General features: G+C 58.2%; 10 protein-coding genes. 2 read left to right on the top strand and 8 right to left on the bottom strand.

What is annotated here, in order from left to right; all coding sequences use genetic code 11:
* The first annotated feature begins 33 nt into the window (after positions 1-33).
* The gene (locus FHX08_RS31770; protein ID WP_246698415.1) at positions 34-552 is read left to right on the top strand and encodes a helix-turn-helix transcriptional regulator; all 519 of its coding nucleotides are present in this window, start codon (positions 34-36) and stop codon (positions 550-552) included.
* Between the two features lie 4 nt (positions 553-556).
* Here the strand turns inward: FHX08_RS31770 and FHX08_RS27635 are convergent, their stop codons facing one another.
* A complete protein-coding gene (locus tag FHX08_RS27635) occupies positions 557-3,673 on the bottom strand; it encodes an efflux RND transporter permease subunit (RefSeq protein WP_184328060.1) in 3,117 nt (1,038 codons plus the stop codon).
* A gap of 1 nt (position 3,674) precedes the next feature.
* The gene (locus tag FHX08_RS27630) at positions 3,675-4,859 is read right to left on the bottom strand and encodes an efflux RND transporter periplasmic adaptor subunit (protein ID WP_184328059.1); all 1,185 of its coding nucleotides are present in this window, start codon (positions 4,857-4,859) and stop codon (positions 3,675-3,677) included.
* Between the two features lie 493 nt (positions 4,860-5,352).
* Here FHX08_RS27630 and FHX08_RS27625 point away from each other — a divergent pair, with 493 nt between their 5' ends.
* On the top strand, positions 5,353-5,877 hold the full coding sequence (locus tag FHX08_RS27625) for a DUF1269 domain-containing protein (protein ID WP_132657229.1): 525 nt from the start codon (positions 5,353-5,355) through the stop codon (positions 5,875-5,877).
* Between the two features lie 95 nt (positions 5,878-5,972).
* Here FHX08_RS27625 and FHX08_RS27620 read toward each other — a convergent pair whose 3' ends face one another.
* From FHX08_RS27620 to arcD, 6 genes are all read right to left on the bottom strand, one after another.
* Positions 5,973-7,010: an AI-2E family transporter gene (locus tag FHX08_RS27620; RefSeq protein ID WP_132657231.1), complete on the bottom strand. Its 1,038-nt coding sequence runs from the start codon at positions 7,008-7,010 to the stop codon at positions 5,973-5,975.
* Positions 7,003-7,164: a hypothetical protein gene (locus FHX08_RS27615; RefSeq protein ID WP_184328058.1), complete on the bottom strand. Its 162-nt coding sequence runs from the start codon at positions 7,162-7,164 to the stop codon at positions 7,003-7,005. The genes FHX08_RS27620 and FHX08_RS27615 overlap by 8 nt, the downstream gene beginning before the upstream one ends.
* Before the next feature lie 75 nt (positions 7,165-7,239).
* Positions 7,240-7,593 carry a YXWGXW repeat-containing protein gene (locus tag FHX08_RS27610; RefSeq protein ID WP_184328057.1) on the bottom strand — a complete coding sequence of 118 codons (354 nt, stop codon included), beginning with the start codon at positions 7,591-7,593 and terminating at the stop codon, positions 7,240-7,242.
* A gap of 45 nt (positions 7,594-7,638) precedes the next feature.
* On the bottom strand, positions 7,639-8,895 hold the full coding sequence (arcA, locus tag FHX08_RS27605) for an arginine deiminase (protein ID WP_132657232.1): 1,257 nt from the start codon (positions 8,893-8,895) through the stop codon (positions 7,639-7,641).
* Between the two features lie 14 nt (positions 8,896-8,909).
* The gene (locus tag FHX08_RS27600; RefSeq protein WP_184328056.1) at positions 8,910-10,343 is read right to left on the bottom strand and encodes a basic amino acid/polyamine antiporter; all 1,434 of its coding nucleotides are present in this window, start codon (positions 10,341-10,343) and stop codon (positions 8,910-8,912) included.
* A 141-nt stretch (positions 10,344-10,484) separates the two neighbouring features.
* Positions 10,485-11,912 (bottom strand): arginine-ornithine antiporter, encoded by a 1,428-nt coding sequence (arcD, locus tag FHX08_RS27595; protein ID WP_184328055.1) that lies wholly within the window; start codon positions 11,910-11,912, stop codon positions 10,485-10,487.
* Positions 11,913-12,251 lie beyond the last annotated feature (339 nt).

The following is a 12,251-nucleotide window of genomic DNA, read 5'->3' as shown; positions in this document are numbered from 1 at the left end:
CTATACAAGCCGATTTTTCTGACGGACTCAGGCATGGTGGATGCATTGAGGCTGCCGCCAACACCCTCCATCATCACCACGACGGACCAGATCCTGTCGTGCAGGTACGAAGAGCCGTTGAAGATGATCTATCTCAAGGCGAAGACCATTGAGATCATCTGCGACGTCGTCGCACAACTCAACGCCTTTTCCTTGCAGAGGGGAAATCGTATCCGCTCCGTACAGAAAAAGGCTCAGGCGATCGAAACCGCGGCGGCGATCTACAGGCGAGAGATCTATAACCCCCCGACCATCAAGCAGATGGTGCTTCGCGTCGGTCTGAACCGCAACGAGCTGGCGATAGGCTTTCGCGAGCGGTTCGGCGCTACACCCCACGCATATGCGCAGAGGGTGAGAATGGAACAGGCCAAGGCTTTGTTAAGCGCCGGACAGCTGTCGATCAGCGAAGTCGCGAGGCGCGTCGGCTACGAAGGCTATTCGAGCTTTTCGCGCGCCTACCATATGCACTACGGCCATGCCCCCTCCCTTAGCGCCCATCCCGACGACAGGTAGCTCTCTAAGCTGTCTGCCGGCGTCGAAAGTATCGACCTATACTGTCGAAGAACACGTAGAGCGCCGGTATGAGTATGATGCCGATGGCGGCTGCGGCCAACATGCCGGCAATAATGGTCATTCCGATCGCAACACGGCTGGCGGCGCCCGCTCCGCTGGCGAACACCAATGGCAATGCACCGAAGATCGTCGCCAGCGCAGTCATGAGAACCGCACGAAAGCGAATATGCGCGCCTTCGATTGCCGCTGAGACAAGATCCTGTCCCGCCTCGTGCGCTTCCTTCGAGAATTCGACGATCAGGATCGCATTCTTGGCCGCAAGTCCTACAAGCAATACCAGGCCGATCTGCACGTAGACGTTCAGATCGATGCCAGCGGCATGAATTCCGATGAGAGCGCCCAGAATGGCGACAGCCACCGAAGTGATGACCGAAAGCGGAATCGACCAGCTCTCGTATTGGGCGACTAGGAACAGATAACCAAAGATCAGAGCCAGGGCAAAAATGGTAACCGTCTGCGCAGACGCGGTCGCCTCCTGATAGGAAAGGCCGGACCATTCGAAACCGTAACCTTCCGGAAGGGATCCTGCCGCAGCTGTTAACGCCTCCATCGCCTGCCCCGAAGAAACACCCGCCGCGGGCTGGCCATTGACGGTGGCGGCGGTAAATTGGTTGTAACGTGACAGCAGCGTCGGCTGGAGCGTCTGGCTCACCGACACCAGAGCTCTCAGCGGCACCATGGCTCCGGTCGTGCTGCGCACATAGAGGTTCAGGATATCGTCTGTTCGGCCGCGATATTGACTGTCGGCCGCCACGTTCACCTGATAGGTCTGCCCCATGATGTTGAAGTTGTTAACGAAGCTCGATCCCAGCTGCGTTTGCAGAGTGTCGAAGATCGTTGCCGTGGGCACGTGCAAATTCTCGGCACGCACGCGATCAAGATTGAGATAGAGACCAGGCACTTCGGCGGAAAAGGTCGAAAAGGCTGCGCCGATTCGCGGATTGGAATTTGCCGAGACGATGAAGGAGCGCGTTACCTGTGCCAATTCCTCCGGGGATTGCCCGCCAAGCGCCTGCAAACGCAGGTCGAAACCTCCTGATACGCCAAGGCCCGGGATCGACGGCGGCGGAAATGCGATGACGTTGGCCTCGCTGATCGAAGCCAGAGACCGGTTGAGTTGCATCAGCACGCCACCGAGACCTGTTTCGGCCGTCATTCGCTCGCTCCACGGTTTGAGAACAAGCAGTACCAACCCGCTATTGGGCTGCTGGGCGCCAGACAGCAGGCTTGTGCCCGACACGGTGATGACACTATCGACACCATTGATGGTGCGGACCGCCTGCGTGACACGATCCAGCACTGCCTGTGTGCGCGGCAAGGCCGCCGCGTCCGGGAGCTGAACATTGACGAAAACGATTCCCTGATCCTCGGTGGGCAAAAATCCGGTCGGCGTACGCCCAAACATCCAGGCGCAGATGCCGGCAATCAGCAGGATGATCAATCCAGCGACAACAGATCGCCGCGCCAGGCTGGCGACGGTTCCGACATAGCCTTTCCGGACCTTGTTCAGACCTCGGTTGAAATAGGCAAACGGACCCTTTTCCCTGGCGTCGCCGTGGCGGAGCAAAATCGCACAGAGAGCCGGGCTGAGCGTCAACGCATTGACCGAGGAAATGGCGACCGCGGCGATAATCGTCACCGCGAATTGCCGATAAAGTTCACCGGTAATGCCCGGCAGAAAACCGACCGGCGCGAATATTGCGACGAGGACCAGGGTCGTGGAAATGATCGGCCCGGTAACCTGCTTCATCGCTGCTTCCGCTGCCTCCGCGGGCGAGATGCCGGGATCTTCGGCGAGGACGCGTTGCACATTCTCGACGACGACGATGGCATCGTCGACGACGAGACCGATCGCCAGGATGATTGCGAACAGGGTGACGGTGTTCGCGGAATAGCCAAGCACGAGCAGGATGGCAAAAACGCCGACGAGCGAGACGGGAATCGTCAGGGCGGGGATGAGTGTGGCGCGCCAGCTCTGGAGGAAGAGATAGACGACGAGGATAACGATGATTCCCGTCAGGACGAGGGTATGGATGATCTCCGTGATGGTGGCGTTGACAAAAGCAGTCGCATCATAAACCACCCGGTACGAAACATCCGCAGGCAACCGGCTCTGCAGGGCATTCAGTTGCGTCCGGACGTCCCGGGCGACGGCGATCGCGTTCGAACCCGGTGACTGGTAAAGGGCAATCGTTGCCGTCGGTTGACCGTTAAGGAGCCCCACCGAGTTATAGGAAGCTGCCCCGAGTTCGACGCGGGCGATGTCGCGGATACGAACGATACCTCCCTCATTGTTTGTCCTGACGATGATGTCGCCAAACTGTGTCGGGTCGCTGAGCAGCCCGAGCGCAGAAATGGAATATTGCAGGACCTGGGTGTCGGCAATCGGAGGGGCTCCGATCAGACCGGCAGCGGCCTGAATGTTCTGCTGCTGAATGGCTGTCGTGACATCGGATGGCACAATCGAAAGTGCCGCCATGCGGATCGGATTAAGCCATATCCGCATGGAATAATCCAAGGCACCCATGATCTGGGCCGATCCGACGCCTCTGACGCGCGACAACGGATCAGCGATGTTGATCTTCGCAAAATTCGAGAGGAAGAGGCTGTCGTGCGTCCCGCCCGGTGAAAACAGATTGACGACCATCAGGAAGTTTGACTGCTGCGACCTGACGTTGACGCCGAGATTTCTTACCGTCGCCGGCAACTGCGCCTGAGCAAGGGCGACGCGATTCTGGACGTTGATCTGAGCGATATCCGGATCGGTTCCGACCGCGAAAGTGACGGTCAGTGCATAGGTGCCGCTGGCGCTCGCGCTGGAGGACATGTAGGTCATGCCTTCCACGCCGTTGACCTGCTGTTCGATCGGCGCCGCAACGGTTTGGGCAAGCGTCTGCGCATCCGCTCCCGGATAGCTGGCCGTCACCTGAACGGTCGGTGGCGTGATCTCCGGAAACTGTGAAACAGGTATGGTAACGAGGGCGATGGCGCCAGCGAGCGTGATGGCAATGGCGATGACCATTGCCAGCCGGGGCCGCTTGATGAATATCCCGGCCAGCACGCTAGTTTCCCGCAGTTGACGGTTGAGGGCGGACGACGATACCGGGATGAATTCTCTGAATACCGGCGACGATGACCATCTCTCCATCCGCGAGACCCGATGAAATCGACCAATCACCCTCGATCTTATCGCCAGTCGTCACACGGCGGATCGTCGCGCGGTTGTCTTGGCCGAGAACAAAGACATAGCTACCATCCCGATCCTTTTGGATTGCCGCAGCCGGGACGCCTATGACCTTACGAGGTTCGCCAGCTTCGACCTTCACTTTCATCGTCTGTCCGGGGACAAGAAGTGAGTCAGGATTCGAGAAATCCGCGAAAACGGCAATCGTACCCGTCTGAGGATCGACCGCATTGTCGACAAAGACGACCGCACCCGGATTGGGATAGGCAGTGCCGTCGGAGAGTTCCAGCCTCGGCCTGAATTGGTCGAGTTGTGATCCCACGCCCTGCCCTTTTTTCTGAAGCGCACGAACCACCGCCAGATATTGCTGGTCGGAAATCGAGAACACCACCCGGATAGGATCGGTCTGCACGACAGATGCCAAGGCTCCAGTGCTTTGAGACACGAGATTGCCCTTGGTCACGAGAGCGCGTCCGATGCGGCCGGAGATGGGCGCGGCGATATCGGTGTAGGACAGGTTGAGGGATGACGTTTCGACCTGGGCCTTTGCCTGCGCCACATCGGCCTGCGCCTGATGCACTCTTGCCACGGCAACATCGCGATCAGTCGAGGCCTGATCAAAAGCAGCCTGAGTAGTAGTATTGCCGCGCAACAGCTCGCGTTGACGGTTGAGCGTAATCTCTGCCTGCGCGGCATTAAGCTTCGCCACTTCGAGAGCGGCCTCCGCTGACGACAATGTGGCATCGGCGCTGTGCAGGGCAGCGAGATATCCACCCTTTTCAATGCTGAACGCGGGCTCCCCTGCCTTGAGAAAGCCGCCCTCGGTAAATTTGACCTCTTCCAGGACGCCGCTGACTCGGGCGTAGAGGTTGACCCGCTGGATCGCTACGACCGTACCCAGAAACTCGTAATTGCTGGTGAATTCAATGAGCCGTGCCGGCGCGACCTCTACTGCGGGTTCTGTTCCTTCCTGCGCCCCGGCGTCATTCAGAACAGCAGTTGCAACAAGCAGGGCAGACGCTGCGAGACAGCTGCGCAAGCTTGCATATATACGAAGTCTCATCTCGCGCTTCCTCGTCTAGAGCGTCGACTGCATCGACCATGCGTCCTGAAACTTGTGCTTTCGTTCCGAAAATCCACTTGGGAGCGTATCACCGACCCTCTGTGACCCGGGCCTTCCCGTGAAACTTCGTCATAACGCGTGACGAAATGCCATAACTGCGCGCCGCTGTACTTACGCAATCGCAACGCAGCGGAGCGACGTGAGAGCAGTAACCGTCATGATTCCGACGACCGAAAACCAACCGACAAGCTTCCGTCAGATAAACCCGTTGGCGCTGGCGCGCCGTCGAAGCCTTTCGTCAGGCAGCCAGCGTTGATCTCGGTCTATGTTGCGGTCATGTCCCAGCAAATATGCAAACGTCCGGCGCGCACTTCCCGATTGCGGCGCCAGAAAGAGACGGTGTGTAAAGTTGTGGGATTCTCAACTGATTTCTTCGCAAAGCCGAAGACATAAAATGTCCGCGGTTTAACTCAATGTCGTTGCGGGAGTTCCCATGTCAGACCTGATCGTCATCGTTTACCCCACGGAATCCAAGGCCGAAGAAGTCCGGCAACGACTCATCGAGCTCCAGAAGGAATATTTGATCAAGCTTGGCGACGCCGTCATCGCCACCAAGACGGAGTCTGGAAAGATCAAGCTCAACCAGCTTATGAATACCACGGCAACCGGCGCGATCTCTGGCAGCTTCTGGGGCCTGCTCATCGGCGTGCTGTTCCTCAACCCGCTCCTTGGTGTAGCCATCGGGGCAGCGTCGGGCGCCATTGGAGGCGCCTTGACCGATGTCGGCATAAACGATGCCTTCATGAAGGATCTTTCCGCCAGCCTGCATCCGGGGAACGGTGCCCTGTTCCTGCTGGTCCAGACGATGACATCGGACAAAGTGTTGAAGGAAATTGAGGGATTCGGCGGCCACGTGCTCAAGACGTCGCTCGACGAAACCAAGGAGCAGACGCTTCGCGACGCTCTTCAGCGGGCCTCCAAGGCGGCTGAAGCAGAGGCAGTAGAGAAGTCTGCCTGAGGGGTAGCTTCGCGCTGCATTCGAACGGACTGCGCAAAGGAACGCGAGGAGATATCCGGTGCGGCGCTCGAGGGAGCGATGCCGCACAACCGGCGCTATGGTCCCTGGCCGGCGCCCTCCTTGGCGCTCTGCAGATCAGCCAGCCACCGCGTTGCGGGAGATTGTTCGCAGAATGTCAGTATGGCGATCGTGATCGGGACTCCGATGAAGGAGCCGAACAATCCCCAAAGAAAAGTCCACAAGAAAACCGAAAACAGCACGATAAACGATGAGACAGCCAGCGCGTTCCCGGCCACGCGTGGCTCGATATAGCTGCCGATCACGAATTGGATGATATTGAGGCATACGAAGACAATCAATGCTGCCTGCACGGACTCGAATTGGGCCAAGGCATAGAGCGTCGGCAACAACGTCGCAATGAAAGACCCGATAAATGGTATGTAATTCAGTGTGAAGGCGATAACGCCCCACTCAGCAGCGAATTGAAGGCCGAACGAAAGCGCCAATACCCAGACCATTGCTCCGGTCACAATACTCATGATCGTCCTGATCAAGATGTAGCGACGAAACTTGGAGGCGGTCACGCTGCAGCCGGTGATCAATATGCGCGCCGTTTCCGCGCTCATCACCGTCCGAATCTTGCGGCTGAGCGGTCTCACCTCGAGAAGGCCGAGCAGCACATAGACGAGCACCACGAGCCAGAACGAAATCATTGTGTTGAGACGTGCTGTCAGCCCCTGCAGCATCCCAACAGCCCAACGGACGTTGAAGTGCTCCCCCCAAATGCCGGCGACGACAATACCATGCCCCTCCAGCCATATGGTTGCCTGGTCGTAGAGCATCTGAAAGCGTGGAGCGTCCGATATCAGCGATCGCGCAATACGCCCAAAGCCCCAGCCGACTACGGAGGCGAAGAGTACAAACACGACGAAGATGACACCGACCACCAGCGCCAGCGCCAGCATCTGCGGCAGATGGGACTGAAGCAACCTCTGCATCGGCCATACGATTGCGATGATAAACAGGGCGCAGGCGACCGGAGCAAAAATGACAGCCAGGAGATAGAGAGTGGCAACGACCGCGATTGCGGCGATCACGCCAAGGGTGACGGGAACGGTTCGATCTTCAACCATGAACATCCATCGCGACGGCTGAAGCCGTTAACTTGGCCGCTGAGTTGTTCTTGTATATCTTCCCATCCTTCACGATCATCAGGAAGTTCTTATCAGGATCGGCGACAAAACGAAAACGGGTCACCGTCGACGAACAGGAGATCGGCAAAGCCATCCACCTCTATGACCTGGAGCCTGCCGAATGGGAGTTACGGAGGAAAACATCGCTCACCTCATTCCCACGAGACGGTCATCGCACCCATCCCCCTTCGATGAAAAACCAGCTGCCGTTGCGATTGGTCCAGCGTGGCTGACGATAGCGGAAGCCGGGCCTTGCGGGAATCCAGCGGCCGGGTACCCATACATAGTCGCGCCTGCGGTGGCTCCATTCCCAGTATCCCGGTACCCAGACAGAGCCACGCCGCGGCGGGGGCCTTCGCTCGGGACGGGGACGTGGCGGCGGACGGTTCGGCCGCCCCCTCGCATTTTGAGCTTCTGCTTCGACAGGAAGGAACACCGCCAATGGTGCGATGGTGATACCGGTCAAAAGTGCCTTGAGCAAGAATCGTCGCGAAAATATTGTCCGCTCATCTTCGCTTCCCATGATAGCACCTCCGGTTCTCCTCGCGGACACTCTCGCATTGCCGTCTCAATAATCGACAGGGTCGCGGCTGATCGGGCATGTCATGCAATGGCCACCTCCGCGTCCGCGTCCAAGCTCGGCGCCCACAATCGTGATCACCTCGATGCCCGCCTTCCGCAGTAATGTGTTGGCATAGGTATTGCGGTCATAGGCATAGACGACGCCTGGCGAAGCACAGACCAGATTCGCACCACTATCCCACTGGGTCCGTTCCCGGACGTAGTCGTTACCGCCGGTTTCGACGACGCGCATTTTCTCCAGGCCGAGCGCGTCACGAACGGTGTCGACGAAGCTGCCCTTATCCCTGTGGAGTTCGACGCCGCCGTTGCCGTCCGGGCGATAGGAGAAAGCCTCGATGCCGTTGACAATATCTGGATAGATCAAAACGCAATCGCGGTCGGCGAAGGTGAATACCGTATCGAGATGCATGGCAGCGCGCAGCTTCGGCATCGCCGCCACGATGACGCGCTCGGCCGCCCCCTTCTCGAAGAGCGCGGCTGCGACCTGGCTGATGGCCTGGCGAGAAGTGCGTTCGCTCATGCCGATCAACACGTTGCCTTTGCCGATCGGCATGACGTCGCCACCCTCGAAAGTTGCCAGGCCCCAATCCTTGGTCGGATCGCCCCACCAGACATTTACATTGCCCGCAAAGGCCGGATGGAACTTATAGATCGAGGTCGTGAGGATTGTTTCCTCGTGGCGTGCCGGCCAGTAGAGCGCATTGAGCGTCACCCCGCCATAGATCCAGCACGTGGTGTCACGCGTGTAGAGCGTGTTCGGAAGCGGCGGCAGCAGATATTCGTTGACGCCGGCTGCATCGCGGATCAGCGCCAGTTGCTCGCCGCCCAGCTTCTCCGGAAATTCGTAGGTCGACAGCCCGCCGATCAGCGTTTCGGCGAGTTCGCGATCCGGCAGTCCTTCGAGATAGGAGCGAACTTCGTTGATGAGGCCGAGACCGATCTGGTTCGGCACGATCTGATTGTCGAGAATCCACTTCTTGGCCTCGGGGACCGCCACCGTCTCGGTGAGAAGGTTATGCATTTCCAGGACTTCGATGCCGCGGTCGCGCATCTTGGTCATGAAATCGAAGTGGTCGCGCTTGGCGTTCTCGACCCAGAGGACATCATCGAAGAGAAGGGCGTCGCAATTGCTCGGTGTCAGACGCTGATGGGCGCGACCAGGGGCGCACACCATGACCTTGCGCAGCTGACCAACCTCCGAATGGACGCCGAAAGCCTGTTGAGCGGAGCTTGCAGAAGACATGCCTTACCTCCTCTTCAGATTGTCAGGTAACCGGTGGACAATCCCACAATCGCAGCAACGCAGCCGATGACTGCAGCCGCGAAGATCACCCAATCGGTAACGGTATTGAATATTTTCTTGCCCTGCTCGCGGCGGGCCCAGAAGTAGAGGATCGTGCCAGGAGCGTAGAGAAGAGCCGATAGAAGGACGAACTTCAACCCGCCGGCAATGATCATGAAGATCGTATAGATCACGGCGATGCCGGCGATGATCATGTCGCGTCGACGCTCCTCCGGCCTGACCTCATAGGTCTCCCCGCGCTGCGCGACGAGATAGCCATATGCCGCGACGAACAGATAGGGGATCAGAGACATGGCGCTGGTCAGGTTCAACATCAGCGCAAACGCGTCTTGAGACCAATAGGTGCTTATCACGAAGAGCTGGACGATGATGTTTGTCAGCCAAAGTGCTGCAGACGGTACCCTGTTCTGGTTCTCGGTGCCGAAGATACGGGGCATGTCGTCGGTGCGTGCGGCAACATAGAGGACTTCCGCACATACGAGCGACCAAGCGAGATAAGCGCCCAGAACCGAGATGATGACACCGGCGCTGATGAAGACGGCTCCCCACGGCCCGACGACGGCTGCCAGAACGCCAGCCATCGAAGGCTGCGACATCGCCGCTATCTCTGGACGCTGCAACGCGGCGTATGGCAGCAACGTCACCAGCACCATCAGCGCAGTAACGCCGATGAACCCGACGATAGTGGCCGTCCCGACATCGGAACGGGTTTGGGCATAGCGGGAATAATTGCTCGCGCCCTCGATACCGATGAAAACGAAGACGGTCGCCAACATCGTCGCTCGAACCTGCTCCAGCAGCGAGGCCGCCGGCATTCCTTCGCCACCCCAAAAATTGGCGCGAAACAGCTCGAGTTTGAACGCGACGGCAAGCAGCACGATAAACGTGAGGATCGGGACGATCTTGGCGACAGTGACGACGGTATTGATGAAGGCCGCCTGTTGCACGCCCCTAAGGATCATGAAGTGGAACAGCCAGATGCCCATCGACGCCACGACGATTGCGACCAGTGTGTTGCCGTCGCCGAAGACCGGAAAGAACCGGCCCAGCGTGGACTTGATCAGGACCCAATAGGAGACGTTGCCGATGCAACTGCCGATCCAGTAGCCGAAGGCCGACAGAAAACCGGGATAGTCGCCGAACCCGGCCTTGGCATAGGCATAGACGCCGGCATCGAGATCCGGCTTGCGCTCCGCCAGCGCCTGGAAGATGCGGGCGAGCATGTACATACCGCCGCCGGCGATGCACCACGCGATGATCGCGCCGAAGGGACCAGTCGCCGCGCCGAATGTACGGGGAAGCGAGAAGATACCCGCTCCCACCATCGAACCGACAACCATCGCTGTCAGCGCGAACAACGAAAATTTTTGCGTAGATCCGGAAGCCATGAGACACCCACCCGATCACTCGTAGGTTGCTTTTCGAAAGTTTATGCCTCAATTTCACCACCGGCGAATGAGCGTAAAATCTCACCTGTGTGCTAGGCGTCCCTTTTTTCCTCGATAGGCCTCCGATCTCATCCCCGAGGTTCAGACGGTAATGCGGCCGGTCAGGAGGGAGTAGATTGCGACGGCAGCGGCGATGGCTGCTGCCGCAAAGATAACCAGTTCGACCATGCTGAAGACGACTCTGCGCTGCTCGCGGCGCGCCATGATGAACAGCACGCTACCCGGGCCGTAAATGGCGGCGGACAATAGAAGATGTGTTGTTCCAGCTGCATAAATCAGCCAGACCGTATAAATGAGCGCAATGCCCGATCGCACGAACTCGCCGCGATGACTAGCCGGATCGCGATCGTAGGTTTCTCCTGTCCAGGCAAGCTTGAAGCCATAGGCAGCAACGAGGAGATAGGGAATGAGTATCATCGAACTTGTCAGCTCGAGCGCCAGCCGGAAGGCATGTTGGGCAAACAACGTGAGGATCAGGAATATCTGGACAAGGATATTGGTGAGCCACAGAGCATTGGACGGGACGCCGTTCTTGTTCTCATGAGAGAGAAACCGGGGCATCGTTTCGTATTTGGCGGCTGAAAAGAGGATTTCGGCTGCAAGCAGAACCCAGGATAGGTAGGCGCCTGCCACAGAAATGATCAGGCCCGCACTGACGAACATGGCACCCCACGGGCCGACGACAGCCTCGAGAACACCGGCCATCGATGGATTTCTAAGCCGAGCGAGATCCTCGTTCCGCATCACTCCATAGGACAACATCGTGACGAGAACGAGCAGGCAAAGTACCCCGAAGAACCCCAGAAGTGTCGCGATGCCGACATCAGAGCGATTGCGGGCATAGCGCGAGTAGACGCTTGCTCCTTCGATGCCGACGAACACGAAAACAGTGACGAGCATTGTCGCACGAACCTGGCCAGCTACGTCTCCTAAAGTCGCTCCGCCACCCCAGAAATTGGCGGTGAAGACATCGGTCTTGAAGCCGAAAAATACCAGGACAACGAAGAGGAGTATGGGAATGATCTTGGCGAAGGTGACGATCGTGTTGATCGCGGCCGCCTCTCTTATGCCGCGCAAAATGAGAAAATGGACAACCCAGAGAAGGATCGACGACGTCGCGACCGCAATGACGGTGTTGCCATCTCCGAAGATCGGAAAGAACAGGCCGAGCGTCGACTTGATCAGCACGAAATAGGATACGTTACCGAGAAGGGCTGCCGCCCAATAGCCAAGCGCGGACAGGAAGCCGAGATAATCACCGAAGCCGGCCTTGGCATAGGCGTAGATGCCGGCATCGAGATCGGGCCTGCGTCGCGAGAGCGACTGGAACACGAAGGCCAGCATCAGCATACCGACACCGGCAATGGACCAGGCAACCACAGCCCCAAATGGTCCCGTTGCCCGGCCAAAAGCTTGCGGTAGCGAGAAAATCCCTGCGCCAACCATCGAGCCGACGCACATCGCCATCAGCGCCCATAGGGAAAATTTCTGTTCAGACGCAGAGATCATGGGCGCCAGCCCCGAAGCCAGATGATCGAAAGTGTCGGGGTGCTGACCCGCATCTCGACATTCTAGCCTTTTCCACCTAGCCCTGTGATCGGCAAAGAGTCCAAATTTTATGCCTCGAGTCCCATTTTTTGATCGGATCGGATGCCTCTGATCCGACGATCTGTCGGATCAAACGCGCAGAATAGAGAAAAGAGGGAAGCTTGGATTTGTTTTGCGGCTTTTCGGCTTCGGCCTTGATGTGTGCGGAGGAGGAGCTAGCATTGGAGCGAAGATGATGCTTTGCGCCGGCGATAACAGATGATCTGTGTCTGGATTGGGCAGGGTTTGGTTGCGGGGGCA

The organism is Rhizobium sp. BK529, assembly GCF_014194105.1.
GTDB lineage: Bacteria > Pseudomonadota > Alphaproteobacteria > Rhizobiales > Rhizobiaceae > Rhizobium.
Note: the sequence above shows the minus strand (reverse complement) of the source record. Positions and strands in the feature narration are given on the sequence as shown.

Bases quoted from the DNA above. Each gene is read 5' to 3' on its own strand.
- FHX08_RS31770 (WP_246698415.1), top strand. From the start codon at position 34: ATGGTGGATGCATTGAGGCTGCCGCCAACACCCTCCATCATCACCACG.
- FHX08_RS27630 (WP_184328059.1), bottom strand. From the start codon at position 4,859: ATGAGACTTCGTATATATGCAAGCTTGCGCAGCTGTCTCGCAGCGTCT.
- FHX08_RS27625 (WP_132657229.1), top strand. From the start codon at position 5,353: ATGTCAGACCTGATCGTCATCGTTTACCCCACGGAATCCAAGGCCGAA.
- FHX08_RS27620 (WP_132657231.1), bottom strand. From the start codon at position 7,010: ATGGTTGAAGATCGAACCGTTCCCGTCACCCTTGGCGTGATCGCCGCA.
- FHX08_RS27615 (WP_184328058.1), bottom strand. From the start codon at position 7,164: ATGGCTTTGCCGATCTCCTGTTCGTCGACGGTGACCCGTTTTCGTTTT.
- FHX08_RS27610 (WP_184328057.1), bottom strand. From the start codon at position 7,593: ATGGGAAGCGAAGATGAGCGGACAATATTTTCGCGACGATTCTTGCTC.
- arcA (WP_132657232.1), bottom strand. From the start codon at position 8,895: ATGTCTTCTGCAAGCTCCGCTCAACAGGCTTTCGGCGTCCATTCGGAG.
- FHX08_RS27600 (WP_184328056.1), bottom strand. From the start codon at position 10,343: ATGGCTTCCGGATCTACGCAAAAATTTTCGTTGTTCGCGCTGACAGCG.
- arcD (WP_184328055.1), bottom strand. From the start codon at position 11,912: ATGATCTCTGCGTCTGAACAGAAATTTTCCCTATGGGCGCTGATGGCG.